Consider the following 25,854-nt stretch of genomic DNA (forward strand, 5'->3'; position numbering starts at 1 on the left):
TCTATTTAAACTTGTTTGTAAAACCGTTAGTAAAATCAGGCAAAACTAATTAACTTTATTGCTTGGCTGATAATAGCATTACGGTCTACTTTTTCCGCCAAATAAGCAGCATTGTAAATTCCGCCAAAGGCTTCTAGAGAAGCGTTATCCAAAGCTCGATCATCGGCTTCAGCCAAAATTTCTTGTAAGTCCGATTGACTGACATAATAGCACCCTGCTTTCCTGCGTTTATTAATGCGTTCTATGGCGTTGATAGCATTGCGAATGGAAACTTCCCAGGAATTAGTGCTTCTTGCCTCCGCCTGTTGTTTAATCAAATGAATCAGTAAAACAACGCAATAACTGTAAATTTTATTAATTTTATCCTCTTTGCTCATGGTTTCTAATTCATCGATTAAAGCCAGAGCGGCCGTGGTTTGCCCAGATTGCACTAATTGTTTTAATTCCAATAATTCTTCCATGGCGCTAACCTAAGCAATAACACCCATCTGTTCAATTTTACGGCGGGCTTCCACTGATTGGTGAAAATTAACACAGGGGCGGGGATAATCCACTCCCAATTGCACTCCCCATTGTTTTTGTTCCGTGGCAGATAATAACCAAGGCTGATGAATTTTGTCGCCGGGTAAATTTTTTAATTCTGGTAACCAATGGCGTAAATAGGTTCCCTGGGGATCGTATTGTTGGCTTTGTTTAGGAATATTAAAATAACGAAAATCCCTAGCGTCATTACCTATGCCAGCAGTGTAATTCCAATTGCCCCAATTACTGCATACATCGTAATCAATTAGGCAAGATTCAAACCATTCTGCGCCCCAACGCCAATCAATGCCCAGATTTTTACAAAGAAAACTGGCAACATTTTGCCGTCCCCGATTGGACATAAAGCCAGTGAGATTTAATTCCCGCATATTAGCATCCACCAAAGGATAACCAGTTTGTCCCGATCGCCAGAGTTCAAACCGGACTTGATCTTCTTGCCAGGGGAAATTTTTGTTCAGCAATCCCCCTCGATTAAATAACTTGTTGCCATATTTTTGGGCCACAAAACGGAAAAAGTCCCGCCAGAGTAACTCGAAAATCAACCAATGGGTAGAATCATTACTAACCCGTTCTTGTTCGTAACGTTTCACTTCTTGGTAAATGAACCGGGGGGAAAGGCAACCCAATGCTAACCAAGGGGAAAACTTACTAGAATAATCCGCTCCCACCATACCATTGCGGGTTTCTTTATAATCTTTTAGGCGATCGCCATGCCAAAAGTAGTCTTGTAACCTCGCTAAACCAGCGGTTTCTCCTCCTTGAAAAGCCAAAACAGAACGATGATCAAAATTAATTTGAGGAAAGAATTCGGGCGGTGGTGCGGTTAACTCCAGTTTAATATTGGGGCTAGGAAGCAGTTGGGATGGGGCAAAAAAACACGGACGAATCGATATTTTTTTCTTTTCAATATCTTTGCGAAACTTAGTAAATAAATCTGGTAAATCTTGAATGGAAAAGGGTAAATCTTCGGGATGGCAAAGGGTACTTCCCCAATAACCTTTTGCTTCTATACCTAAGATTGTTAATTGTTTAACTAAATTTCTTTCTACGTCTAGCTCTTCCTGGGTAACTTCCCGATGGTAATAAATAGTCTTAGCGTTGATTTGCTTGGCTATTTGGGGAATTACTTGCTCCGGTAGACCCGTTGTCACCAGCAATTTATTGCCCACTTTCTGCAAGCTTTCAGCCAAATTTTGTACAGATTGTTGGAGAAAATTACTCCGCCATGGCCCAGTTTTCGCAAATCCTTGGTGAGTCTGGGCAAATTGTCTGGGGTCGTAACAGTACACAGCGGTAATTGCTAAACCAGATTTTAGGGCCCGATGCAGGGGTTCATGGTCATGCAAACGCAGATCATTCCGAAACCAAACCAAAACCGTGGGGGGGACGTGTTTCAAAAGCCCCCCTGCTCCCCCAAGTTTGAGGGGAAGTTAAGTAAAAGTCCTCTAGTTTTGGAGGATTTAGACGGCAAAATAAAACTTTTCAAACAAATTCCAAGAGCTATGGACATCGATAGTTAAAAACACATAAGCAAAAGGATTGAAAGCTTGGAAAGGTCTTAATCCTGGGACAGTAGGCCTTGCAACTCTTCTAATCTTTCCTGGGCTTCCGGTAGGGTAGGTTCTAAAGTTAAAGCCTTTTCATAGCTGGGAATAGCCTCTTCTTTGCGCTCCATAGCTTCGAGCAGTAAACCCCGGCTTAACCAAACCTCAGCATCGTCGGGATTTTGTGCTAAAGCTTCATCAAAATTAGCCAAGGCCTCTTCTAACTTACCCATAACTCCCAACGCACTACCCCGATTTTGCCAGGCGGAAGTCATCTGGGGATTTAAACTGATCGCCTCCCCCCAACTGGCGATCGCCGTTTCCAGTTCTCCTCTCTGGGCCTGCTGTATGCCAAGGTTTAACCAATCTTCGGCAGTATGGGGTTCTTGGTTATTTTCAAATTGGGAGTTGTCGATGGTAACCGGGTCAACAAGAGGCCACAACTCTTCTTGTGCCAGAGCGGACGCAGTCCCCTGATCTTCGACTAAACTATCCACCGGAGCCGAGCTCGATTCACCCCCATGGTTCAAGGCTTCAGTTAACATTTCCTCTGGAATGGCGAATTTTTCCATCAATGCCCGCAAAATCACCTGGGGATCGGTGCTTTCAATGCCCAAAAAGCCAGCAAAATGGGTTGCCAAAGCGGCATCCTGGGGTAACCGTTGCACCAATTCATCAAAGGTGAAGGTTTCCATTTGCCCTTGGGCCTGGTCTATGGAAACTAGATCGGGGCCATCATATTCCCACACCGTATCCATCTGGGGCGGTGACTGCCGGGCATACAGCTCCCTGCCAATGCGCTGGGATTTATCGCCAATGGGAGCAATCTGGGGAAAGGATTGGGCCAATTCCCCCAAACGCATCATCCGGGCGGCTAGAACTAAATTGGGAGAAGGGGAAGCTAGCACCGTAGTTTGAAAACGGTCTAACCAATCAAGCCATTGCTTAGGCCGACAGCGGTGGTCTAACTGTTGAAAAAATTTGAGAATACGCCCTTCGTGCCAACCGTGGGCAATGCCTTCCAGCAGTTGATTAAACAAAAACTCATAGTCAGTGTCGCTCAGGGGGGGCAGTTCCTGGAGAGATTTAGTCCCCGGCCCTGGGCCGCCCACCAGGGGGGCAAAAAGTTGTTGGATCCACTGCCAAATACGCTGGAAAAATTTCTGCATCCTAAAATGGGGTGACGGTCACTGTTGACGGATTACGGGGGCGACACTTACTGACAATTATTCTAGGCCATGGTTTACCCATCCCCGGGGATTATCAACACTGGCGGGGTTTGGCCCCGGATTTTTGGCGATCGCCGGTTGTAATTTAGAATCTGCCACTACCATGGGGGGAAAGTATCAGCGTCATTGCCCAGTCCGATTCCATTGGAGCCATTGCATGAGTACCACCCAAGCCCCTCCCCTCGTTTCCCTCCAAGCCCCCAAGGACGTTTCCCTCGAGGCGATCGAATCTGAATTAGCCCAAATTTGGCAAACCAGTGCCCAAAAGGAGGAGGGTTTAATCGCTACTAGGGCCACCACCTTCAGTTTTTTGGTCTATGAACCGGACAGAGTGCAGTCCCTCCTGGCCGCCCTAGGCTACTACACTGGCCCCATTGATGGCATTACCGGCCCCCGCATGACCGCCGCCATTAAATCAGCTCAAAAAGCTTTGGGCGTTACCGCTACCGGACTATCTAGCCCAGAGTTTAAACAAGCATTACAAACTGCCTTTGAAACGGCCCACCGGGAAGGAAATTTACTCAGCACCGCTGAACGAATCACTAAACCCTATTCCCCGGACTTAGAAGGGAGTGGCATTGCCGACACCATTGCCGCCTCTAACCCCTGCCGCATTATTACCCTTTGCCCCACAGCGGAGGATGACCAGGGGGTACAGGCCCAGCTTTCCGCCTACTGCCCGATCCAAAAGACCCACCAAAATACCCTCATTTGTTGTGAATACATCACCCTACGGGGAACTTCCGATGCGCTGGAGCGGATTGGTGGTGTGATTACGGAGTTGATGCTACCGACCCTGCCCAAATATGTGTGGTGGAAAGCAAGTCCCGAAGCGGAATATGGGCTGTTTCAACGGTTGTTGTCCCATGCGGACATGATCATTGTGGATTCCAGCATTTTTAACAATCCCGAACAGGATTTGCTCCAGTTGGCTCAATTGGTTAATAAGCCAGAGGCGATAGCCGATTTAAATTGGAGTCGCTTGGCCCCGTGGCAGGAATTGACCGCTGAAGCCTTTGACCCGCCGGAGCGTCGTTCTGCAGTGGGGGAAATTGACCAAATTTCCATTGATTATGAAAAGGGTAACCATGCCCAAGCATTGATGTATTTGGGCTGGGTAGCCAGTCGTTTGCAGTGGACCCCCGTTAGTTATAGCTATCAGCCAGGGGTGTACGAAATTCACAAAATCCAATTCTGTGCTCCCAATCAACGGCCCATTGAAGCGGAGCTGGCCGGTTTACCCTTGGCTGATACAGGGCAGGTGCTGGGGGATTTAATTAGCCTTAAACTGGGCTCCACCAATACCCAAGCCCAATGCGGCACCGTACTGTGCTCCGGCACTGTTGGTTGTATGCGCATGGAAGCTGGGGGGGGAGCGCAAAATTACCGGGTGCAACAGGTCACCGCCCTGGATGATCAAAATACGGAACAGTTACTGGGACGACAATTGCAACGCTGGGGCCGGGATGCCCTCTACGATGAGTCCATGGCGATCGTGTTGGCAATTTTACAGTTATCCCAGGCAGGATAATGGCAGAATGGAGCAACAAGCGCCCTTTGCTTAATCTGTTCTTAACCTTAGTCGGCCATGACTTCCCCCACTGCTCCGTTAATTTCCTTTGACCAGTTGCAAAAAAACTTTGGCGCCCTCCAGGTTTTGCGGGGAGTAACGGGGGAAATTTACCCCAAAGATGTGATTTCTATCATTGGCCCTTCCGGTTGCGGCAAGAGCACTTTTTTGCGTTGCCTGAATCGCCTTGAACCCATCAGCGGTGGCCGTCTCGAAGTGGCGGGGGTGGACTTATCCGGGGCTAAAATTGACCAGAAACATCTGCGGCAGTTGCGGGTGCGGGTGGGCATGGTTTTCCAGCATTTCAATCTGTTTCCCCATCTGACGGTTTTGCAAAATCTCTTGCTGGCCCCCCGTAAGGTGTTACGCATTCCCATGGCGGAAGCTAAGGACCGGGCTTTAACCTACCTGGATAAAGTGGGTTTGGGCACTAAAGCTGATAACTACCCAGACCAACTCTCCGGCGGCCAAAAGCAACGGGTGGCGATCGCCAGGGGGCTGTGCATGAAGCCGGAAATTCTTTTATTCGATGAACCCACCAGCGCCCTAGACCCGGAATTAGTGGGGGAAGTGCTGAATGTGATGAAACAGTTGGCCGAAGAAGGCATGACCATGGCGGTGGTGACCCATGAGATGCAGTTTGCCCGGGAAGTATCCAATCGGGTCTTTTTCTTTAACCAAGGAATCATTGAAGAAGAGGGCGACCCCAACGAAGTTTTTCGCAATCCCAAGAGCGATCGCCTACGGGCATTTCTCAGTCGCATTCAGTCCAGTTAATCCCTTGGGCTCACAAAAATTTCTAGAATTGTCCGTAATTTCACGGTTGTTTTTTCAATCGAATTTTCTGCTTTTCCTCCCTTTTTTCTTGGGGGATGGGGTTTTGAAACAAAACGCCTAGGACGAATGCCCCGGTGACCACCCTAGATAGCCATAAAAACAGGCCAGCGAAAGGCGATCGCCAGCCTAGGGATAGAAGTAAAAAGTTTTACCAGTGTGGTTTTTGAGCTGTTCCCGGTAATGCCGGGCTAAACTCCCTGGAAATTGCGCCAAACCCCCATTAAAATCCCCTGGATTTCAACATCGCTGGCTTTCAATTCTTGGCCAGGGCCTTTGTTGTTGGAGGCTTTGAGTACGACCTTAGTGCCATCTTGGTAATAGCGTTTGATAGCAATCTTGCCCCCCTTAATACTGGCGGCGACCAATTCCCCATCTTCGATTTCCTCTTCTCCAGTCACAGAACGGAGAATCAGCATATCACCTTCGACAATAAAATCGTCCACGAGGTCATTGCTCATGACCCTGAGGGCAAAAACCGATGATTTCTTCATCAGGGGGGCAAAGTCAATCTTTTCCACTTCCTCTGCGTCCGCTTCCACCAGTTCACCGCCTTTGAGTTCGCCAATGACGGAAACTCCTTTTGGTTTTTGGTGGAGAATTCTCAGGGTGCGGGCTTTGCCGTCAGTCCAATCAACGTAACCCTTATTGCGTAACCGTTCCAATCGACTTTGAATGGGGGCCGGAGAACGCAAATTCATGGCCCGCATCATTTGGCGGATGGAGGGGGCGTGCTGGGTTTCGTCAATGTAACTAACTAACCAGTCAAAAAGTTCTTTTTGGGCTCGGGTGAGAGGTTCCATGTAATATCTCCTATAGGAATGTATTTAGGACTCTAGGACTATTTTAAACCCAGTCATAACATTCAGGGCAATCATACTAAAAAAGATACAAAATTTTACATTTCTTCCGACGGTTCCTCATTTTCGGCCAGCAGAAGGCGATCGCCGCTGTGATTGAGGGCGAAAAAGCAAAATTGAGACTACCCCGAAAAATGTTACTGTTATCGCCGAAGATCTCAGAAATTGGCAAGTTTTTCCGCTTCTTGCACCTGTTCGATTAAGCTCCGCACTTCCTCAGTACCGGCGGAAGGTTCAAAGCCCAGGGGAAATTTGCCACTGCTAATCATCCGCAGGCCCAGGGGCAAAATACTAGCAATACCTTTGAGATCCCGGAAGAAATTACCCACTACGTAAATACCGAACTTACGCTCATCCACCCAACCACCGGCTTTAACCAAATCCACCATAACTTTGCGGTGGCGCACCGGGCGACTGTCCTGGGCTGTTTTCTGGGCCAGAAGGGCAGACTTAATTTTCCCAATCTGGTCCATGGGGGCCACTTCCATGGGGCAGACTTCGTTACAGAGGTAACAACGGGTACAGCCCCAGGCCCCGGCTGTAGCATTGTTGTAGCTTTCGAGGCGATCGGCTGTGGCTCCATCCCGGGAGTCGGTTAATAATCTTTGGGCTTTGGCCAGGGCATGGGGGCCGACAAAATCGGGATTAACAGATTTAGCGTTGCACTCGGAATAGCAAGCTCCACAGAGAATGCAATTGCCCATTTGGTTGAGTTTTTCCCTTTCCGCTGGGGTTTGGAGAAATTCCCGTTCCGGCACCTTGCGCCCCTGGGTACTAACGTAGGGCTCCACCCGTTCCAAGTCGTCCCAGAAGGGTTGCATATCCACAATTAGATCTTTGATGACGGGCAAATTACCGAGGGGAGCCACCGTCACCACAGGAATGCCTGCTTCGTTAACCTGGGTAAATAATCTGGTTTCACTGCCCACATTTTCCTTACAAGCCAAGGCCGATCGCCCATTAACCCGCATACTGCAACTGCCACAGATGGTATTGCGACAATTTTTGCGGAAGTTTAAACTGCCGTCCTGTTCCCATTTAATCTGATTTAAACACTCCAAAATGGTGGCACCGGGCTCCACTTCTAGATCAAATTTTTCTAGGTAGGGAGACTGTTGCGGTTTTTGGCGCAAAATTTGAAATTGGACTTGCATAGGAAATACCCTGGGAAAAGCAATATGGGCGGAGGCTACCTCACAGTTTAGATTAAGACCCCGTTGCTGGCTTTTTTTGTCGAGAACCCCCTAGAATTGTGCCTATTTTCCCAAGTCTTTGACACCATTGAGCAACATCACTAAGCCTGCCACTAAAATTCCCAAGGCGATCGCCCCTAAAATCCAATCTAAATTAGCCGTATTTTCCATACTTTCCATGGGTTAATGCCCAGGGGGCAGCGAATGATTTGGATGGGTAACCATGACTACTTTTCACCCAGTCCTAGAGCATACTAATTCAACTTTTGGGCCAAACTCTCTTCTATGGAATTTTTGTTAATAAAATTGACAAACTTTTCCACCATTTCTGGATTACGCCAACCCCGTCGGGCTTCTCCTTGTAAAATTTCCAAAGCCTGGGCCGTATTCACCGCTTCCTTATAGCGACGGTTACTGGTTAGGGCAGTGAAAATATCAATGATTTGAAAAACCTGAGCTAGCAGGGGAATTTCCTTACCCCGGAGAGCATCAGGGTAGCCACTGCCATCCCAGCGTTCATGGTGATAGCGCATAATTTCCCCCACAGCCCTACGCCCAGCCAGGGGTTCAAAAATGGTAGCCGCCACATGGACATGGTCCCTCACGCAGTCCAATTCTGTGGAGTTGAGGGGCCCTTGCTTGAGCATAATTTCATCGGGCACTTGGATCAGTCCCAAATCGTGTAGCCGAGCCGCAAAAACAAGGTCATCAATTTGCCCCTGTTCTAGACCGATAAATTCGCCAAAACCCTCTATTAGTTGACTACAGGTGATGCTAGCCTCCCCAACAGCGTAGCGTTCTTCAATCACCGCCGCTAAGCGAAATAAAACCTGTTCAATTTGGGCTACGGATTCGGCTAATTTCTTTTTCTGGATCAGTAAATCCACCTGATTGAGCAGTTCCACCCGCTCCAAGGGTTTGAGCAAATAGGCATCGGCCCCACTGGCCCGACTACGGAGACGGCATTGGGGGTCGTCCATGGCATTGGTGAGAATGATGGGAATATATTGCCCGACGGGGCTATGTTTGATTGCCTGACACAATTCAATGCCATTTTGGTGGGCCAAATTGACGTCCATCAACACTAAGTCCGGATCAACTTTTTCCACCTGTTCCACCACTTGGCCACAACTGAATCCTTTGGTGGTCTCCCCTTCAATAATTTGGTAATTGTTCAAACGCAAAAGGTCGGCGCTGGCGATGCGACTGTAGGGGTGGTCGTCCAACAAAAAAATACGGAGGGGAGAAATTTGGTTCACGGATAGGTGGGGTTAAACTGCGGTCTTGTTCATCATTCTTTGCTTGAGGGGTTTGGGATCTCCCTGCGCCACAATTTTGCCTTCCTCCAACAGAAAGGCTCCATCACAATAGTCTAGCTCGTCTAAGCGATGGGTTACCCACAGGGCGGTGATGCCCCTTTGTTTGACTAATTTTTGTACTTGCAATACCAATTCCTGTTGACTATCTCGGTCCAGCAAGGCAGTGGGCTCATCCAATAAAAGCACGGAACAGTGTCTGGCGATCGCCCCGGCAATGGCAATGCGTTGTTTTTGGCCGCCACTGAGGGCATAGATGGGACGGCGGGCCATCTCAGCTAGGTTAACCGCTTGCAGGGCTTCTCCTACCCGGACTTGTACTTCCTGGGGAGAAAGTTTTTCCTTGACTAAACCAAAGGCAATATCGGCCCCGACGGTGGGCATAACTAATTGATGGTCAGGATTTTGGAAAACAAAGCCCATGGGTTCGGCCAGTTTCACCAGACCGGATTGGGGGGTGAGGAGTCCCGCCAATAACCTTAATAGGGTAGATTTTCCACTACCATTGGTGCCCAACAGCATCCAAAACTGACCTTGGGGCACCGCCAGACTACAGTTTTGCAAACCGGGGCGATCGGCAGACCATTGAAAATTTAGGTCCTGGGCAATGATGGCGGGGGTGGACATGGAAATGTGATGGAATAAGGCTCTCCAATTCTAGGTTACCGAGCCAAATGTGGGTCGATGGGCAATGGACTTTGCCTTTGCTCTGGATTAGGGCAGGAAAATGGTCCGGCCTTGGTGGGTTTAGGTACACTGCAAAGAGATTTCATTTCTCAAAATTATTGCCATGGCAACTATCCAAGCTTTTTGGCGCTTCTCCCGCCCCCATACCATCATTGGTACAACTCTGAGCGTCTGGGCTGTGTATCTGTTAACTATTCTCGGGGATGGAAACTCAGTTAACTCCCCTGCTTCCCTGGATTTAGTGTTCGGCGCTTGGCTGGCCTGCCTGTTGGGTAATGTGTACATTGTCGGCCTCAACCAATTGTGGGATGTGGACATTGACCGCATCAATAAGCCGAATTTGCCCCTAGCTAACGGAGATTTTTCTATCGCCCAGGGCCGTTGGATTGTGGGACTTTGTGGCGTTGCTTCCTTGGCGATCGCCTGGGGATTAGGGCTATGGCTGGGGCTAACGGTGGGCATTAGTTTGATTATTGGCACGGCCTATTCGGTGCCGCCAGTGAGGTTAAAGCGCTTTTCCCTGCTGGCGGCCCTGTGTATTCTGACGGTGCGGGGAATTGTGGTTAACTTGGGCTTATTTTTATTTTTTAGAATTGGTTTAGGTTATCCCCCCACTTTAATAACCCCCATCTGGGTTTTGACTTTATTTATCTTAGTTTTCACCGTGGCGATCGCCATTTTTAAAGATGTGCCAGATATGGAAGGCGATCGGCAATTTAAGATTCAAACTTTAACTTTGCAAATCGGCAAACAAAACGTTTTTCGGGGAACCTTAATTTTACTCACTGGTTGTTATTTAGCCATGGCAATCTGGGGCTTATGGGCGGCTATGCCTTTAAATACTGCTTTCTTGATTGTTTCCCATTTGTGCTTATTAGCCTTACTCTGGTGGCGGAGTCGAGATGTACACTTAGAAAGCAAAACCGAAATTGCTAGTTTTTATCAGTTTATTTGGAAGCTATTTTTCTTAGAGTACTTGCTGTATCCCTTGGCTCTGTGGTTACCTAATTTTTCTAATACTATTTTTTAGGGTTTTTAGAACTATTTAGTATCTTCTTCAATTAGCATCATAAATTCTCTCAATCTCCATGAAATTTCCGCCCCACAGTGGTTACCATTGGCAAGGTCAATCACCTTTCTTTGAAGGTTGGTACGTGCGCCTGCTTTTGCCCCAATCCGGGGAAAGTTTTGCTTTTATGTACTCCATCGAAAATCCTGCTAGCGATCATCATTACGGCGGCGGTGCTGTGCAAATTTTAGGGCCGGCTACGAAAAAACAAGAAAATCAGGAAGACCAACTTGTTTGGCGGACATTTCCCTCGGTAAAAAAATTTTGGGCCAGTCCTCGCCAGTTTGCCCTAGGGCATTGGGGAAAATGTAGGGATAACAGGCAGGCGAAACCCCTACTCTCCGAAGAATTTTTTGCCACGGTCAAGGAAGGTTATCAAATCCATCAAAATCAGCACCAAGGACAAATCATTCATGGCGATCGCCATTGTCGTTGGCAGTTCACCGTAGAACCGGAAGTAACTTGGGGGAGTCCTAACCGATTTCCTCGGGCTACAGCGGGTTGGCTTTCCTTTTTACCCTTGTTTGATCCCGGTTGGCAAATTCTTTTAGCCCAAGGTAGAGCGCACGGCTGGCTGAAATGGCAGAGGGAACAGTATGAATTTGACCACGCCCTAGTTTATGCCGAAAAAAATTGGGGTCACTCCTTTCCCTCCCGCTGGTTTTGGCTCCAAGCAAATTATTTTCCTGACCATCCAGGACTGAGCGTCACTGCCGCTGGCGGGGAACGGATTGTTCTTGGTCGCCCCGAAGAGGTAGCTTTAATTGGCTTACATCACCAAGGTAATTTTTACGAATTTGGCCCGGGCCATGGCACAGTCACTTGGCAAGTAGCTCCCTGGGGCCGTTGGCAATTAAAAGCCAGCAATGATAGGTATTGGGTCAAGTTGTCCGGAAAAACAGATAAAAAAGGCAGTTTAGTCCACACTCCCACCGCCCAGGGCTTACAACTCAACTGCCGAGATACCACTAGGGGCTATTTGTATTTGCAATTGGGATCTGTGGGTCACGGCCTGATAGTGCAAGGGGAAACGGACACCGCGGGGCTAGAAGTTGGAGGTGATTGGGGTTTAACAGAGGAAAATTTGAGCAAAAAAACAGTGCCATTCTGAGGGAATAACACTGCCTTGTTTTGATTCGTTAGGTTTCAGTCAAGTAATCACATTGAAATGCTCTGACAGACTTAGCCGACAAAAGCTTTAACGGGCTCAGAAACCCCGGGCGCTTCAGCACCTTTGAGGTAGGCCAACATGGTGTCAGCGTCGGAACACTCGAAGGGATCTACGGGACAGTTGTCACCGAACTCAGGCTCAATAAACATTTTTTCGATTTTGCCATCGTTGACAAACATGGAATAGCGCCAGGAACGCATCCCGAAACCGAGGTTGGATTTTTCCACCAACATACCCATTTTGCGGGTGAATTCGCCGTTACCATCGGGTAGTAATTTCACTTTGTCGGCACCAATTTGTTTGCCCCATTGGAACATAACAAAGGCATCGTTCACAGATAGACAGATGATGTCATCTACTCCCAAGGCTTGGAATTCTTCAAACAACTGCTCGTAGCGGGGCAAGTGGTTAGAAGAACAGGTGGGGGTGAAGGCACCGGGTAGGGAGAAAAGCACAACCTTTTTGCCACCAAAGATTTGTTCAGTGGTTTTGTCTTCCCAACGGTAGGGATTGGGACCAGGTACAGATTCGTCACGGACACGGGTTTTGAACACTACACTGGGAACTCGTTCGGGGGTCATGGTTACCTCTGGCTATCTAAACGACTAAATTTTTCTGAGGGGATGGAGCATTTTTCATCAATGCTTGCCCTCTTTTCTCAGAATAGTTCTGAGATAGAAATAAGTCAAGCTTAAAAATTAATATTTTTTTTATAATTATTCTATCTAATAGTCCTTCTAGAAAATGTTAAGCTAGATAGACTATAGCCAAACAGTGCGGATCATTATCATTGGTGTGCTGGCCAGGACCCATGGTTCCTGAGGTTTGCCCAGAGGGACTTACCCATCAAAAATCAGCGAATGTTGCCGCACCGATGTTAGGAGGAACAGTATGCCCTTAAACAGAGAAGAAATTATTCAAACGCTGAAGGAGCGGGGGCTGCGGGTTACTCCCCAGCGCTATGGGGTCTATGCCAATCTACTCCAACGTCGGGATCATCCCAGCGCAGAACAGTTATTGTTTGACCTTAATCAAGCTGCCCCCACGTCTTCCCAGGCCACGGTGTACAGTTCCCTCAAGGCTTTGCAATCTGTGGGATTAATCCGGGAAGTTCTATTGGAAGAAGGGGTCTGTCGCTACGATGCCAATGTGGAGCCCCACCATCATTTTTGTTGTCGTCATTGCGGGGCGATAGAGGATGTGGATTGGGAGGAGTTACCAGCGGTGGACCTAGGCAAACTCAGGGTGGGACTCAAGGCGGAACGTTATGAAATTACCGTCCATGGGGTCTGTGAAAACTGCGGCGATTAGTTTTTGAACAATGTTCTAATTGCCTTGTTCTAGATCTGCTAGGGCCAAACGGATTTGTTCTAAACGGCGGCGGTTAACCCCCAAATCCGATTCCCCCAACCGGGATGCGGAACGGACTTCAATCACAGGGCGATCGCCAGGGAAATAAAATTCGAGGTCATCGACAAAACCCATCAAACGACTGCGGACTTCTGCCCGAATGTAATTATCTTGGGATTGCACAATGGTAGTCCCGGGCACTACCCCCAAAATTTCCGTTAACAAATTACGGGCATTGGCCAAATCTCCTTGGTAATGGAGGGGCTCAATGGCGTGGATAGAATCAGCACTAATTTGACTGTTCACACAATTGGGCATGTCGGGACAGGGGGCTAATTGTCCACTTGTGATCCCTAAGTTTTCCGGTGGGGAGCCGGCAAAGATTTGTTCAAAGCCTGGTAGGGCAGCAAACCAAACCATCCCCGATAGCAACACAGCCAATAGCGCACCCATGAGAAAATTCCGGTAATTGGTCAAGATTAAGACCCCTTCAATTTATGGCTTCCTTGGCGATCGGGCAAGGTTGGCAATGAACTATTTGTCCAAGCCCAACGGAGACATGGGCCACAGCGCAAACCCCTCCGCTCCTTGGGTAAACTCCGACCGGGGATCACAGACCTTCCACCCCTCCGGTAGTAGTTAAACTGTCCTGACCGGCTCTAGTAAAAGTTGTTAGGATCAAAGAAATCCCATTCCGGTGTGAATCATGATGACCCTCACTCCCACCATCGAATTTTTTGCTGATCTCCCCGAAGAACTCAGCAATGTCAGCCTCCGCCGCAATTCTACTACCGGCGCTCGCACTGTGGTGATGACCTTTGAACGTCTCCAGGCGATCGAAAAGTTTCAGAGTTTTACCCAAAGGTTTAACGGCCATTTACGTCTTGCTGACGAAGAGGGGGCGATGGAAATTGAACCATCGTCAGTAAAATTTATTTTTGGTGGAGACGAAGGGGATGAACTGCGGGGTGCCCAGTGCAGTTTTGACCTAGTTAAAAATGATCATTGGGAACGCTTTATCCGTTTCATGGAGCGCTATGCGGAGGCCAATGGCATGGGCTACCAAGATCGTTAGGGGAGAAAAGTTACCGGAGCTGAACCGGAATGACGGAGATCAAAGGCCAAAACTTTGCAAACAGACTCTAATCAGGGGACAATCTAGCGAAATTAAGCCTTGATTATCCCTGTTGCCTGTGTTGCTAAATCTTCCCGCCACCGTTAAGTCTCGTTCTTGCCAAAAACTAATTGGGGGGCTGTTGCCCTTATTATTGTTTGCCTGTGGTAGCCCCAATGTCGGCAATGGTAACTCTCAGCAGAATGGTCAAGAAACCCTGAAAATTCTCTCTTGGCAGGCTCCCACGATTTTAAATCCCCATTTGGCTACGGGCTTTAAGGATGCGGAAGCTAGTCGTATTGCCCTGGAACCCCTGGCAAGTTTTGACCAAGAAGGCAACCTAGTCCCGTTTTTGGCGGCGGAAATTCCCAGCGTAGAAAATGGCGGCGTGGCGGCGGATGGTTTGTCCGTCACCTGGAAGTTAAAGCCTGATGTGCTCTGGTCTGATGGGCAACCCTTCTCGGCGGAGGATGTGGCGTTCACTTACAAATTCCTCAGTGATCCCAAAACTGGGGCCACCAGCACTGGTACCTATGAGGCGATCGCCAAGGTGGAAGCGTTGGACAAAAATACAGTCAAAATAACCTTTAAGGAACCCAACCCAGCTTGGTTTTTACCCTTTGTGGGCAGTGAAGGGATGATTTTGCCCCAGCACATTTATAAAGATTTTGTCGGGGAAAAGGCGCGGCAGGCACCGGCAAATCTGTTGCCCATCGGTACTGGGCCCTATCGGGTCACCAGTTTTAAACCAGGGGATGTGGTGTTGTATGAAGTTAATCCCCATTATCGAGACCGGAAAAATATCGGTTTCCAACAGGTGGAAATTAAGGGTGGGGGAGATGCTACCTCCGCGGCCCGGGCCGTACTGCAAACTGGGGATGCGGATTTTGCCCTCAATTTACAGGTGGAGGACAATATCCTCCAGTCCTTGGCCCAAGGCGGCAAAGGGGAAATTGTGGCAGATTTAGGCAGTTTGAGTGAACGGGTAATATTTAATCTCAGCGATCCCGATCCTGCGCGCACCAATGGCGATCGCTCCTCGGTGAAGTTTCCCCATCCCTTTTTGCAGGATCCCTTGGTGAGGAAAGCTATAACTCTAGGCATTGACCGGGATTTAATTGCCAAGCAACTCTATGGTGTCACCGGACAGCCCACGGCCAACGTTCTGGTTTTACCCCAGCAGTATGCTTCCCAAAATACGAGTTTCCAATTTAATCCCACCGAAGCCCAGCAATTACTCGACCAAGCGGGTTGGAAGGACAGCAACGGCAACGGTATTCGGGACAAGGATGGCATTGAGTTGCAAATGGTATTCCAAACCAGCGTTAATCCCCTGCGGCAAAAGACCCAACAGGTAATTAAACAAACTCTCCAGGCGATCGGCGTGGGGGTAGAACTGAAAAGCATTGACCCCAGTGTGTTCTTTTCCGGTGATCCGGCCAACCCCGATACTTTGGAACGATTTCAGGGGGATTTGTCTATGTTCACCACGGGCAACACTAACCCGGATCCGAGCAAATATATGCAAACCTTCACCTGTGGGGCCATTCCCACCGCCGAGAATCAATGGAGTGGGGACAATTATGGGCGTTACTGTAGTGCCGAATACGACCAACTCTGGCAAAAAGCAGTGGCTGAACTGGACCCGGAAAAGCGCCAACAACTATTCATTCAAATGAACGATTTGTTAGTGGATGATTATATTTTGGTACCCGTGGTGCATCGAGCCAGTGTGGTGGGAGTAGGCGATCGCCTGGATGGGGTGGCGTTAACTCCCTGGGATCGTCCCACTTGGAATATCAAAGATTGGCAGCCGAAAGCAAAATAGTGGAAAGACTCAGGGGGGCTCGTTGAAGGATTATTGCTCTCTTTTAACGGGTCTGACGGGGCTCGAACCCGCAACTTCCGCCGTGACAGGGCGGTGCTCTAACCAATTGAACTACAGACCCAGGTTTTTCAGACTTTTACCATTACATCAGTTGTGCCGGGGATTGTCAACCCCTGACGAAAAATTTTCCCTTTTTTTCCAATCAGACAAATGGGCCGGAGCGGATAACTTGCCGTAGTCCTAACCCTCGGCCTCAATCCATTTTGGGGTAACTATTTAACCTGGGCGATCGCCTGGCGAATGGCTTCCCGCTGCTCTTGGTCATAGTTCCACCGTTGCAAAAAGGCTTCGTAGGGCCCGGGGCCGTCTAAACTCTGTTCCAACTCGGTCAATTTTTCTGGTAAGCCGGGTAGGGATAGCTCGTTGATTAAGGTCTGAGTCCGTTGGGCCACCTGCTGGGAACCCTGGGCCGCCTCCCCGTCCCCCGCTCTTTGGTGGAGAATTGCTGTGGCGGTGGCCATGGCCAGATTTTTTACCAAAAGTTCTCCTACGATCGCCGGAGAGGAACCTAGAGCGGTCATTAAGGCCGGGTTTGGTTGATCCGCCAGGGAAAAATTCTGGGCAGTGAGAAAAGTAACAAAAAATCCCCGGGCCCCGTTTTCAGTGGCGACCAAATTGGCGATCGCCGTGGTCATTTCCTGGTCAGTAAGATTATTTGCCGCAATTTCTAGCAATAATGCCTGGCTATGGGCAATGGCCTGTTCAAAGCTGAGGTCAGTGTAATTTATGGAAGCAACCATGGCATTGGGGTGAGGATTCAAGGGATGGGCGGCGGGGGAGAGGGAAAGGAGAGCGGGTAAAATCAACGGCAACATGGAAAATGCCTAGGGAAAATGGGAAGATTTTCTCGACTATTGTAGTCAGTGGTGCCAAGATTTACATCCGAACCGTGTCTTGCTCCCAGGGATTAATCTCTCCCCAATGAAAATAAAGTATGGAATTAACAATCGGCTGGCTTTATCCCAAACTCATGAGCACCTACGGCGATCGGGGCAATGTCATTTGCATCCAACGTCGTTGTCAATGGCGGGATATCCCTGTGAAAATTCTGCCCCTGGAACAGACCAGCGAGGCGGCACTGTTTCTCCAAGCCGACTTAATTGTGGGGGGCGGGGCCCAGGATCGCCAACAGGAAATTGTCATGCGGGATTTGCAAGGATCCAAAGCAGAGGCGCTGAAAAATCAGTTAGACGATGGCATTCCCGGAGTATTCACCTGTGGTTCTCCCCAACTGCTGGGGCATTATTACGAGCCTGCCTTAGGGCAACGCATTCAGGGTTTGGGACTGCTGGATATGGTCAGTAAACATCCAGGACCAGAAGCAAAACGCTGCATTGGTAACGTAGTGTTTGAAATTACCGCTGAACCCCTCCGGCAAGAATTACAGGCTATGACCGGGGAAACTCCCATTGTCATTGGCTTTGAAAACCATGGCGGCCGCACCTATCTCCAAACCGTTTCTCCCCTGGGTAAGGTTAAAACCGGCTATGGCAACAACGGCGAAGATGGCTTTGAGGGGGCTTTCCACCAAAAGGCGATCGCCACTTACTCCCATGGCCCTCTGTTGCCCAAAAATCCCTTTTTAGCTGATTGGTTAATCCGCACGGCGTTGGAGAAGAAGTATCAGGATTCGGTGCAGTTAACTCCCTTGGATGACTGCCTCGCCCAACAAGCCCGCGCCGCCATGCTCAAACGGCTAGAATAGGAGCAATTTGATTACAAAATGTAACAAGCCCTCACCACTGGCAGAGATTATGACGGACGCTCGACCACGGATTTGTATTTTAGGGGGAGGATTTGGCGGACTTTACACCGCTCTACGCCTCGGTCAACTATCCTGGGAGGGCCATACCCCACCGGAAATTGTCCTCGTCGACCAACGGGATCGGTTTTTATTTGCCCCTTTCCTCTACGAACTGGTAACAGAGGAAATGCAAACTTGGGAAATTGCCCCTCCTTTTGTAGAACTTTTAGCGGAATCGGGGGTAATTTTTCGTCAGGCGGAAGTGACCGCCATTGATTTTGACCACCAAAAAGTGTTGTTAAATGACCAGGACAAGGGCACCGAAAGTTTAGCGTTTGATCAGTTAGTCATTGCCCTGGGGGGCCAAACTCCCCTGCCAAATCTGCCGGGGCTAAAGGATTATGGTTTGGGATTCCGCACCCTGGAAGATGCCTATAAACTCAAGCAAAAATTAAAATCACTGGAACAAGCCGACGCAGAGAAAATTCGTATTGCTATTGTTGGTGGGGGCTACAGCGGGGTGGAATTAGCGGCCAAACTCGGCGATCGCCTAGGGGAACGGGGCCGCATCCGCATTATTGAGCGGGGCAAAGAAATTTTAGCCATGTCCCCGGAGTTCAATCGTCAACAGGCCCAGGCCAGTCTTTCCGCCAAGGGAATTTGGGTGGATACGGAAACCACCGTTACCGCCATCACCGCCACCGATGTCACCCTCCAGTTCCGAGAGCAGGAAGATGTAATTCCAGTGGACTTGGTGCTTTGGACTGTGGGCACCACCGTTTCTCCTTTGATTCGTAATTTAGCCCTGCCCCATAACGACCAAGGCCAGCTTAGAACCAATGCCCAACTACAGGTGGAAGGAAAAACTAACATTTTTGCCTTGGGGGACGGAGCCGAAGGTCGGGATGCTAGTGGACAATTAATTCCCACCACGGCCCAAGGAGCCTTCCAACAGACGGACTATTGTGCCTGGAACATTTGGGCTAACTTAACCGGCCGTCCCCTGCTGCCCTGTCGTTATCAACCCCTAGGGGAAATGTTGGCCCTGGGCACCGATGGCGCTGTGCTGAGTGGTTTGGGCATTAAATTAAGTGGCCCCGCCGCCTTGTTGGCTCGTCGTTTGGTCTATCTCTACCGTTTTCCCACTTGGCAACATCAACTGACTGTGGGCTTGAATTGGCTGACCCGCCCCCTGGGGGATTGGCTCAAAAATGAACCTTCCTGAGGGAAACGTCGTCTAAAAAACCTGCCTTCCCTGGCGATCGCCGAAATGGTGGCTGGGGGGAAAGGGCTGCTCGGGGCCCGAAAGGCTCTGCTTGCTTGCTTTGGGAACTGTATTGCGGTTACTATCTCCCAAGACTATACGCCACACCGTTTTGATTAATGTTCCCGTTGGCGGCGGCCCCTAACAATCCGCTGAATGGCCTATTACCACCCCCATGCCCTAGACGGGTCATCCGGGGGAAGGCAACAGGTTGGTTTAGCGGTTTATTGAGTTGAGAAGTCCCTATGTCAAGATTGCCTGGTTTTGCTCTTACCTTTCTGTCGGTCTTGTTAACCAGTCTGCCAGCCATGGCGGGGCAGTTAGTTAACTGGAATTTCAATGCGTCCCAGAATCGGCTGACTTTCTACACCGATTCCCGGGTTCAGCCCACAGCCCAACTGATCCCCAATCCCACCCGCATTGTGGTGGATTTGCCCGGTACAACCTTGAGGGGCCCCACCGTCAGGCAAGCTGGAGGGGGAAGGGTAAGGGAAATTCGCATCGGTGAACCGGATAGTTTTACCACCAGGGTGGTGATTGAACTGGATGCGGGCTACACCGTTGATCCCCAACAGGTTAAAGTCCGGGGCATTACCCCGACTCAATGGGTGGTGGAATTACCTACCCCAGAATTGGCTCCCGCCAGCAACAATAATGCCCCTGGTCCCAATCCCGACGGATCTTCTCTGCCTACTCAGAATTTGAGTGCCGCTAACCCCCCCAGCACCGGTCAGCAGTACTTACAGGTCACTGGCAACGGACTTTTTGTGCGTCTGGATAAAAATGGCGATAACAGTGGTATCCGCATCCAACCCAATGCTCGCCAATCCACGGTTAACTTTGAGCTCAATGGGGCGGTGCTGCCAGAAAGTTTGGTGGGGCAGTCTTTGCCCGTGGGACAATACGGTGTTGAAGAAATTAAGTTTTCCGATAATCCCAATAATCCCCGCCTTTCCCTGGCCCTGGCGGACAGTGGGGGCGGCTGGAATGCTTACTATAGTCGGGTTGGGGGAGGCGTAGTGCTGCTCCCAAAGCAGATTAGCCGGTCTGGGGGGGCTAACCCAGCGCCTGGATCGGCGGCCGTTCCGGTCAGTAACAACACTTCCAATTCTTCCCCTAGTTCTTCTGGTAATAGAAGCCCTAATGATCGCCTAGTAAGTCAGGCTTCCAACCGCAATCTCGCCAATATCACTGCCATTGAAGTGACCAGGGATGATAGCCAATTGATCATCCGGGGCGATCGCCAAATTAATGCTAGGGGGAATTTCAATCGTTTAACCGGTAACTACGAAATTCGTTTAGACCGGGCCCAACTGTCTCCCCAGTTCCAAAGTCCAGAGTTGGCCACTGGGGGCCCCCTTTATCAGCTTAATATTAGTCAGGAAACGAACGATTCAGTTTTAATTCTGGTCCGGCCCAACACTGGCCGTCGCTTTGGCCGTCTGTTCCGTTCTGGGGGCAGTCTTTATGCCCTGGAATTGATCTCCGATACCACTGCCAGTCGTCCTACGGGAAATTTACCTGCTAACAATCCACCCAGAGGGAATAGCGGGGATCAAATCTCCATTGCTGTCCAGCCCCCGCCGGCCAATGCCACCCCCAGTTTTCCCCCGGAGTGGAGCAATCCCCCTGCCGGTAATTTACCATCCGTTCCTCGGGGAGGCCGTTTGGTGGTGGTGGATCCCGGCCATGGAGGTAAGGATCCCGGGGCGATAGGTATCCGAGGCGTGCAAGAAAAAGATGTAGTCCTGGCTGTTTCCCAATACTTGCAACGATATTTGGAGCAACAGGGGGTCCGGGTGTTGATGACCCGCACGGGGGATTATTTCATTAGCCTCCAGGGCCGTACCGACATGGCCAACCGAGCCGGAGCGGATTTATTTGTCAGTATTCACGCCAACTCCATGGGCATGGGCCGTCCCGATGTGAATGGTTTTGAGATTTATTACCATGGTAATGCAGGTCTATCCCAAGCAATCCATCGCAATGTGGTTAATTCCCTGAATGTGCGGGACCGCCGGGTACGCCAGGCTCGATTCTACGTTCTACGGAATTCCCGCATGCCCTCCACCCTAGTGGAAATGGGCTTTGTCACCGGCAATGAAGACAATTACAAACTTACGGATCCCAATTTTCAGCAACAGATGGCCCAGGCGATCGCCAGGGGAGTTTTGGAGTATCTGCAACAAAGGTAGGACTTATTCGTCCATAGAATTCAAATTCAGAGAAACTTGACTTATATGAAGGATATGGTGACCAAAACCTATTTACTTCATCTATTATTCGTGTTTCAATGACAAGCATCTTTCCTTAATTAACAGGTATAGTTCCATACAAAATGCGTGAGCCCCAGCGTAGCCGAATTGGCGTTTTTGATAGTGGTGTGGGTGGGTTAACCGTTCTACGTGAGCTGTATCGACAATTACCTAAAGAGTCAATTCTTTATTTTGGCGATACGGCACGGCTACCTTACGGCAAAAGATCCCCGCAAGTAATCCTCCAATATGTCCGGGAAATCCTTACTTGGATGGCAGCAGAGGAAGTGAAAATGGTAATCATGGCCTGCAACACCAGTTCTGCTCTGGCCCTGGAAACCGTGCAACAGGAATTCAATATGCCAATTTTGGGAGTGATTCTCCCCGGGGCCCGGGCGGCAGTGCGTCAAGGTCGGCGCATCGGTGTTATTTCTACCCCCGCCACTGCGGCCAGCAACGCCTATCGCCATGCCATCCACGAGATCACCCCTGATGCATTGGTCTGGCAAATGGCCTGCCCAGAATTTGTGCCCCTAATTGAGCAAAACCGCCTCCATGACCCCTACACCCTAGAGGTGGCCAAGGGCTATTTACAACCCCTTCTGGATGCAGACATTGACACCCTGGTATTTGGTTGTACCCACTATCGTCATTTAACCCCCGTCTTTCAGCAGATTTTGCCTTCCCATATCCGCCTAGTAGACCCGGCCAGCCATGTGGTCAAAGCGGCCCGTCAGGAATTGGAAGTGATGGGACTGCGGAATTCGGAAATGTCCATTGCCACCCGTTTCACTGTCAGTGGCTGCCCCCAACAGTTTGCGGAGCTTTCCCACCAATGGCTCGGTTTTACCCCCATGGTGGAAAAAATTTCCTTGCCCTGCTTGAGTTCAATTTGCCCCCAACCCTTGGAAATACGAGAGTAGAATACTAGTCAGATTCCGGTATTCCTGCTTGCCCGATGGCTCGGGATTCCTGAACTAATAACTCCAATAACGGCGATCGCCATGCTCAACTTTTTGCGAGAGGCGGTCGTTTTTTAATGGAGCCAAAGACTGGAAATAATCGTTACAATTCTTAATAATTCACCAATGGTTATGGCTGTGCCCTGACTGAGAATCCACTAATTCTTCCTATGACCAGTTTGTTAACCTCCTCTGCCCAAGCTCCAGTTGCCAACGCTCCCTTTCCAGCAGGGGGACTAGACCAAAGCAAATTTGATTGTCGGGCCGTGTGGTATCCCCTGGCTTACGAGGAGGATTTGGACAAACGCAAACCAACTCGTTTTACCCTGCTGGGAGAAGATTTGGTGATCTGGTGGGAAGCGAATAGTCAACAATGGCGGGTTTACGCCGATCAATGTCCCCACCGTTTGGCCCCCCTTTCGGAAGGTAGGATTAACAAGGCTGGCCAGTTGGAATGTCCTTACCACGGTTGGACTTTTGCGGGATCAGGGCAATGTCAAGCGATTCCTCAACAACATACCGGAGGCCAAGCCCACACCAGTAAACGGGCCTGTGTGCGTTCCCTGCCAACCCAAGTGGCTCAAGGTTTGCTCTTTGCTTTTCCTGGGGAAACTGATCAAGCAGAAAAAGTTGCCCTCCCCTTGGTGGATGTGTTGGATGGGGATCAGTCTGAATGGGTTTGTCTCAATACTTTTCGGGATTTGCCCTACGACGCCTTTACCCTGATGGAAAATGTGTTGGATTCGAGCCATATTCCCTACACCCACCATAAAACCGTTGGTAAACGCAGTAACGTTAGTCCGGTGGATTTGGAGATTATCCATGGCGATCGTCAGGGATTTACCGGCATTTGGGAAGAGGGACCAAGAAAAGGTACGTTGGGCAAGCAAACCACCACTTTCATTGCGCCGGGGTTGATGTGGCATGATTTAACTTCAAAGCAATTTGGTCGAACTTTAACGGTGGTTTACGCTACTCCGATTCGCCCAGGGGAGTGTCGTTTATTCGCCCGTTTTCCTTTTAAATTTCCTAGTAAGTTTCCCCGGTTAGTAATTGGTTTCACGCCCCGTTGGTATTCCCATTTAGGACAAAACCGGGTGTTGGAAGATGACCAAATTTTTCTCCATTTCCAAGAAAGATTTGTGCAGGGCAAAGGCGGATCGCCCAATTATGAAAAAGATTGTTACTTACCCACTAAAGCAGATTTGTTTGTGGCGGAATTTCACCGTTGGATTGAGCAATATCAAGTCAAACCCTTTGGGGATAGTCCGTTACCTGATCGCCAATCGGTAGAGCAATTAATGGATCGTTACCATTCCCACACTGAACATTGCCACAGTTGCCGCAATGCCCTTGCTAACATTGAAAAAATTCAAACCGGGAGCCTCGCGATCGCCATTATCTGCTTGGTTTGCTTGCCAGTGGCTAGTTTAGGCTTAGCTCCTAATTTCGCTCTGGGATTGGGCTTGACAGTGTTGACTGGCTTAGGTTTTGCACTCTGGGCTGGTTTGGGCAAATTTAAACAATCTTTTTACCAAGGCAACCCCATTCCCCCAAGAAATATTCTTGATAAAGGCTAACTGCTTTTTTCTGTGATTAAAAACCTTTGCAATGGAGTATTGAGCATAATTTTATTGCCGAAAGTAAGACCATTAAACTGAATCTAAGAGCCTGTTTAAAAGCCCCCTTGACCCCCAAATTTGGGGGGACACTGACTGAAAGTCCCCCAGTATTGCCGGAGCCTTAGTGAGTTAATTTAGAGGATGGAATAAAACTTTCCAAACACGTTCCAACGTCAGGGTTTGGCCAAGAATAATCGATATCTTTGTAACAACCATTACCGGTAATCCCCAAGGAAATGATTACCATTAACAAATCGTAATATTTTCGCCGTTGCTATGAATTCCCCCACCTCTCCCCGTCGTCCCCATGTGGTTATTGTCGGGGGCGGCTTTGCCGGTCTTTACACTGCAAAAAATTTACGGCGATCGCCGGTGGATATTACCCTGATTGACAAACGGAATTTCCATCTTTTCCAACCTTTGTTGTACCAGGTGGCCACGGGTAGTCTTTCCCCAGCGGATATTGCTTCACCGTTGCGGGGAGTACTAAAGGGACAAAAAAATATTCGAGTGTTGATGGATAAGGTCATTGACATCGACCCCGATAAGCAAAAAGTGGTGTTGGAGGACCATGCCCCTATTGCCTACGACTGGCTGGTGGTGGCCACTGGGGTTAGTCATCATTACTTTGGCAATGACCATTGGGCTGCCCTGGCTCCGGGTTTAAAAACCATTGAAGATGCTTTGACCATACGCCAACGAATTTTTGCGGCTTTTGAAGCGGCGGAAAAGGAAAGTAATCCAGAAAGACAACAGGCTTGGTTAACCTTTGTCATTGTCGGGGCGGGGCCCACCGGGGTGGAATTGGCAGGGGCGATCGCCGAAATTGCCCATAGTTCCCTCAAGGATAATTTTCATCGCATAGACACTAGGCAGGCAAAAATTTTGCTCATTGAAGGGGTTGATCGAGTACTGCCTCCCTACAAACCCCAATTATCGGCCAGGGCCCAACGGGATTTGGAAGACCTAGGGGTAACGGTGTTGACTGAAAGAATGGTGACTGACATTAACCCGGAACAGGTGACGGTGCATAACAACGGCCAAACTGAAACCATTGTGACAAAAACGGTGCTCTGGGGCGCTGGGGTCAGGGCTTCTAGCCTCGGTAAAATCATTGGCGATCGCACTGGGGCCGAGTTAGACCGGGCCGGTCGGGTAGTGGTCAACCCGGATTTGAGTGTGGCCAGTTTTGATAATATATTTGTCCTGGGGGATTTGGCTAATTATTCCCACCAAGGTGATCAACCCCTACCCGGTGTGGCCCCCGTGGCTATGCAGGAAGCAGCTTATTTATCCAAACTCATTCCTGCCCGGTTAGCGGAAAAAGAACAAATCATGGTTCCTTTTCGCTACATTGACTACGGTAGTCTAGCGGTGATTGGTCAGAATAAAGCGGTGGTTGACCTTGGTTTTGCCCAATTTACCGGCTTGGTGGCTTGGATGATCTGGGTTTGGGCCCACGTTTATTACCTGATTGAATTCGACAATAAACTAATTGTCATGTTGCAATGGGGTTGGAATTATTTCACCAGAGGCCGGGGGGCCCGACTCATCACCGATACCCCCAATCCCCAGAGCACTTCCACCGTGCAGAAGGAACTAGTGCGCCCCTAGAGTTTAATTTCGGTAAACCCCACCA

The 25,854-nt window shown here is 49.4% G+C and carries 23 protein-coding genes and 1 tRNA gene; 13 read left to right on the forward strand and 11 right to left on the reverse strand.

Translation table 11 applies throughout. From position 1 onward, the window contains the following. Positions 1-35: 35 nt before the first annotated feature. The 3 genes from SYNPCCP_RS06155 to SYNPCCP_RS06165 form a co-directional block, all read right to left on the reverse strand. A complete protein-coding gene (locus tag SYNPCCP_RS06155) occupies positions 36-461 on the reverse strand; it encodes a DUF29 family protein (protein WP_010872395.1) in 426 nt (141 codons plus the stop codon). 9 nt (positions 462-470) lie between these two features. Then, positions 471-1,940, reverse strand: a complete 1,470-nt coding sequence (locus SYNPCCP_RS06160; RefSeq protein WP_014407097.1) for a DASH family cryptochrome — start codon at positions 1,938-1,940, stop codon at positions 471-473. Between the two features lie 161 nt (positions 1,941-2,101). After that, positions 2,102-3,256, reverse strand: a complete 1,155-nt coding sequence (locus tag SYNPCCP_RS06165; RefSeq protein WP_010872397.1) for a tetratricopeptide repeat protein — start codon at positions 3,254-3,256, stop codon at positions 2,102-2,104. Positions 3,257-3,473: 217 nt separating this feature from the next. Here SYNPCCP_RS06165 and opcA point away from each other — a divergent pair, with 217 nt between their 5' ends. Further along, positions 3,474-4,847 (forward strand): glucose-6-phosphate dehydrogenase assembly protein OpcA, encoded by a 1,374-nt coding sequence (opcA, locus tag SYNPCCP_RS06170; protein WP_014407098.1) that lies wholly within the window; start codon positions 3,474-3,476, stop codon positions 4,845-4,847. Positions 4,848-4,904: 57 nt separating this feature from the next. Further along, positions 4,905-5,663 carry an amino acid ABC transporter ATP-binding protein gene (locus tag SYNPCCP_RS06175; protein WP_010872399.1) on the forward strand — a complete coding sequence of 253 codons (759 nt, stop codon included), beginning with the start codon at positions 4,905-4,907 and terminating at the stop codon, positions 5,661-5,663. Between the two features lie 248 nt (positions 5,664-5,911). Here the strand turns inward: SYNPCCP_RS06175 and lexA are convergent, their stop codons facing one another. From lexA to SYNPCCP_RS06200, 4 genes are all read right to left on the reverse strand, one after another. Continuing rightward, positions 5,912-6,523: a transcriptional repressor LexA gene (gene lexA / locus SYNPCCP_RS06180; RefSeq protein ID WP_010872400.1), complete on the reverse strand. Its 612-nt coding sequence runs from the start codon at positions 6,521-6,523 to the stop codon at positions 5,912-5,914. Between the two features lie 215 nt (positions 6,524-6,738). Further along, the gene (locus SYNPCCP_RS06185) at positions 6,739-7,734 is read right to left on the reverse strand and encodes a succinate dehydrogenase/fumarate reductase iron-sulfur subunit (RefSeq protein ID WP_010872401.1); all 996 of its coding nucleotides are present in this window, start codon (positions 7,732-7,734) and stop codon (positions 6,739-6,741) included. Positions 7,735-8,027: 293 nt separating this feature from the next. Beyond that, complete coding sequence (locus tag SYNPCCP_RS06195) at positions 8,028-9,032, reverse strand: two-component system response regulator (protein WP_010872402.1); 1,005 nt, start codon at positions 9,030-9,032, stop codon at positions 8,028-8,030. A 12-nt stretch (positions 9,033-9,044) separates the two neighbouring features. Then, positions 9,045-9,716 (reverse strand): energy-coupling factor ABC transporter ATP-binding protein, encoded by a 672-nt coding sequence (locus SYNPCCP_RS06200; protein ID WP_010872403.1) that lies wholly within the window; start codon positions 9,714-9,716, stop codon positions 9,045-9,047. 163 nt (positions 9,717-9,879) lie between these two features. On the opposite strand from SYNPCCP_RS06200, the gene SYNPCCP_RS06205 reads away from it, so the two are divergent. Together SYNPCCP_RS06205 and SYNPCCP_RS06210 are read left to right on the forward strand one after the other, a co-directional pair. Continuing rightward, a complete protein-coding gene (locus tag SYNPCCP_RS06205; RefSeq protein WP_010872404.1) occupies positions 9,880-10,806 on the forward strand; it encodes a homogentisate phytyltransferase in 927 nt (308 codons plus the stop codon). Positions 10,807-10,864: 58 nt separating this feature from the next. Further along, complete coding sequence (locus tag SYNPCCP_RS06210) at positions 10,865-11,956, forward strand: tocopherol cyclase family protein (protein ID WP_010872405.1); 1,092 nt, start codon at positions 10,865-10,867, stop codon at positions 11,954-11,956. Between the two features lie 71 nt (positions 11,957-12,027). Here the strand turns inward: SYNPCCP_RS06210 and SYNPCCP_RS06215 are convergent, their stop codons facing one another. Further along, positions 12,028-12,597, reverse strand: a complete 570-nt coding sequence (locus SYNPCCP_RS06215) for a peroxiredoxin (RefSeq protein WP_010872406.1) — start codon at positions 12,595-12,597, stop codon at positions 12,028-12,030. Positions 12,598-12,907: 310 nt separating this feature from the next. Between SYNPCCP_RS06215 and SYNPCCP_RS06220 the strand changes: the two genes are divergently transcribed. Continuing rightward, positions 12,908-13,327: a Fur family transcriptional regulator gene (locus tag SYNPCCP_RS06220; protein WP_010872407.1), complete on the forward strand. Its 420-nt coding sequence runs from the start codon at positions 12,908-12,910 to the stop codon at positions 13,325-13,327. Between the two features lie 15 nt (positions 13,328-13,342). Here SYNPCCP_RS06220 and SYNPCCP_RS06225 read toward each other — a convergent pair whose 3' ends face one another. Next, on the reverse strand, positions 13,343-13,819 hold the full coding sequence (locus SYNPCCP_RS06225; RefSeq protein ID WP_010872408.1) for a DUF1499 domain-containing protein: 477 nt from the start codon (positions 13,817-13,819) through the stop codon (positions 13,343-13,345). A 253-nt stretch (positions 13,820-14,072) separates the two neighbouring features. Here SYNPCCP_RS06225 and psb28 point away from each other — a divergent pair, with 253 nt between their 5' ends. After that, positions 14,073-14,441, forward strand: a complete 369-nt coding sequence (psb28, locus tag SYNPCCP_RS06230) for a photosystem II reaction center protein Psb28 (protein ID WP_010872409.1) — start codon at positions 14,073-14,075, stop codon at positions 14,439-14,441. A 118-nt stretch (positions 14,442-14,559) separates the two neighbouring features. Then, positions 14,560-16,308, forward strand: a complete 1,749-nt coding sequence (locus SYNPCCP_RS06235) for a peptide ABC transporter substrate-binding protein (protein WP_010872410.1) — start codon at positions 14,560-14,562, stop codon at positions 16,306-16,308. Between the two features lie 47 nt (positions 16,309-16,355). Here the strand turns inward: SYNPCCP_RS06235 and SYNPCCP_RS06240 are convergent. Together SYNPCCP_RS06240 and SYNPCCP_RS06245 are read right to left on the reverse strand one after the other, a co-directional pair. After that, positions 16,356-16,429, reverse strand: a tRNA-Asp gene (locus SYNPCCP_RS06240). A 151-nt stretch (positions 16,430-16,580) separates the two neighbouring features. Next, entirely contained in the window at positions 16,581-17,183 is a 603-nt protein-coding gene (locus SYNPCCP_RS06245; RefSeq protein ID WP_010872411.1) for a hypothetical protein, read from the reverse strand. Between the two features lie 119 nt (positions 17,184-17,302). Between SYNPCCP_RS06245 and SYNPCCP_RS06250 the strand changes: the two genes are divergently transcribed. The 6 genes from SYNPCCP_RS06250 (at position 17,303) to SYNPCCP_RS06275 (ending at position 25,829) form a co-directional block, all read left to right on the forward strand. Beyond that, positions 17,303-18,073: a type 1 glutamine amidotransferase gene (locus SYNPCCP_RS06250; protein ID WP_010872412.1), complete on the forward strand. Its 771-nt coding sequence runs from the start codon at positions 17,303-17,305 to the stop codon at positions 18,071-18,073. 49 nt (positions 18,074-18,122) lie between these two features. Then, positions 18,123-19,337, forward strand: coding sequence for an NAD(P)/FAD-dependent oxidoreductase (locus tag SYNPCCP_RS06255; protein WP_010872413.1), 1,215 nt, complete (start codon positions 18,123-18,125; stop codon positions 19,335-19,337). Positions 19,338-19,621: 284 nt separating this feature from the next. Beyond that, positions 19,622-21,571 (forward strand): N-acetylmuramoyl-L-alanine amidase, encoded by a 1,950-nt coding sequence (locus tag SYNPCCP_RS06260; protein WP_010872414.1) that lies wholly within the window; start codon positions 19,622-19,624, stop codon positions 21,569-21,571. 143 nt (positions 21,572-21,714) lie between these two features. Next, entirely contained in the window at positions 21,715-22,554 is an 840-nt protein-coding gene (gene murI / locus SYNPCCP_RS06265; protein WP_010872415.1) for a glutamate racemase, read from the forward strand. A gap of 209 nt (positions 22,555-22,763) precedes the next feature. Next, positions 22,764-24,173 carry a Rieske 2Fe-2S domain-containing protein gene (locus tag SYNPCCP_RS06270; RefSeq protein ID WP_010872416.1) on the forward strand — a complete coding sequence of 470 codons (1,410 nt, stop codon included), beginning with the start codon at positions 22,764-22,766 and terminating at the stop codon, positions 24,171-24,173. A gap of 318 nt (positions 24,174-24,491) precedes the next feature. Next, on the forward strand, positions 24,492-25,829 hold the full coding sequence (locus SYNPCCP_RS06275) for an NAD(P)/FAD-dependent oxidoreductase (RefSeq protein WP_010872417.1): 1,338 nt from the start codon (positions 24,492-24,494) through the stop codon (positions 25,827-25,829). The last annotated feature ends 25 nt before the right edge of the window (positions 25,830-25,854 follow it).

This window comes from Synechocystis sp. PCC 6803 substr. PCC-P (genome assembly GCF_000284455.1).
GTDB lineage: Bacteria > Cyanobacteriota > Cyanobacteriia > Cyanobacteriales > Microcystaceae > Synechocystis.

Coding starts and splice junctions, on each gene's coding strand:
- SYNPCCP_RS06200 (WP_010872403.1), bottom strand. CDS start 9,716: ATGTCCACCCCCGCCATCATTGCCCAGGACCTAAATTTTCAATGGTCT.
- SYNPCCP_RS06245 (WP_010872411.1), bottom strand. CDS start 17,183: ATGTTGCCGTTGATTTTACCCGCTCTCCTTTCCCTCTCCCCCGCCGCC.
- SYNPCCP_RS06220 (WP_010872407.1), top strand. CDS start 12,908: ATGCCCTTAAACAGAGAAGAAATTATTCAAACGCTGAAGGAGCGGGGG.
- SYNPCCP_RS06225 (WP_010872408.1), bottom strand. CDS start 13,819: ATGGGTGCGCTATTGGCTGTGTTGCTATCGGGGATGGTTTGGTTTGCT.
- SYNPCCP_RS06250 (WP_010872412.1), top strand. CDS start 17,303: ATGGAATTAACAATCGGCTGGCTTTATCCCAAACTCATGAGCACCTAC.
- murI (WP_010872415.1), top strand. CDS start 21,715: ATGCGTGAGCCCCAGCGTAGCCGAATTGGCGTTTTTGATAGTGGTGTG.
- SYNPCCP_RS06210 (WP_010872405.1), top strand. CDS start 10,865: ATGAAATTTCCGCCCCACAGTGGTTACCATTGGCAAGGTCAATCACCT.
- SYNPCCP_RS06155 (WP_010872395.1), bottom strand. CDS start 461: ATGGAAGAATTATTGGAATTAAAACAATTAGTGCAATCTGGGCAAACC.
- SYNPCCP_RS06255 (WP_010872413.1), top strand. CDS start 18,123: ATGACGGACGCTCGACCACGGATTTGTATTTTAGGGGGAGGATTTGGC.
- SYNPCCP_RS06270 (WP_010872416.1), top strand. CDS start 22,764: ATGACCAGTTTGTTAACCTCCTCTGCCCAAGCTCCAGTTGCCAACGCT.
- lexA (WP_010872400.1), bottom strand. CDS start 6,523: ATGGAACCTCTCACCCGAGCCCAAAAAGAACTTTTTGACTGGTTAGTT.
- SYNPCCP_RS06165 (WP_010872397.1), bottom strand. CDS start 3,256: ATGCAGAAATTTTTCCAGCGTATTTGGCAGTGGATCCAACAACTTTTT.
- SYNPCCP_RS06205 (WP_010872404.1), top strand. CDS start 9,880: ATGGCAACTATCCAAGCTTTTTGGCGCTTCTCCCGCCCCCATACCATC.
- SYNPCCP_RS06275 (WP_010872417.1), top strand. CDS start 24,492: ATGAATTCCCCCACCTCTCCCCGTCGTCCCCATGTGGTTATTGTCGGG.
- SYNPCCP_RS06260 (WP_010872414.1), top strand. CDS start 19,622: ATGTCAAGATTGCCTGGTTTTGCTCTTACCTTTCTGTCGGTCTTGTTA.
- SYNPCCP_RS06215 (WP_010872406.1), bottom strand. CDS start 12,597: ATGACCCCCGAACGAGTTCCCAGTGTAGTGTTCAAAACCCGTGTCCGT.
- opcA (WP_014407098.1), top strand. CDS start 3,474: ATGAGTACCACCCAAGCCCCTCCCCTCGTTTCCCTCCAAGCCCCCAAG.
- psb28 (WP_010872409.1), top strand. CDS start 14,073: ATGATGACCCTCACTCCCACCATCGAATTTTTTGCTGATCTCCCCGAA.
- SYNPCCP_RS06175 (WP_010872399.1), top strand. CDS start 4,905: ATGACTTCCCCCACTGCTCCGTTAATTTCCTTTGACCAGTTGCAAAAA.
- SYNPCCP_RS06185 (WP_010872401.1), bottom strand. CDS start 7,734: ATGCAAGTCCAATTTCAAATTTTGCGCCAAAAACCGCAACAGTCTCCC.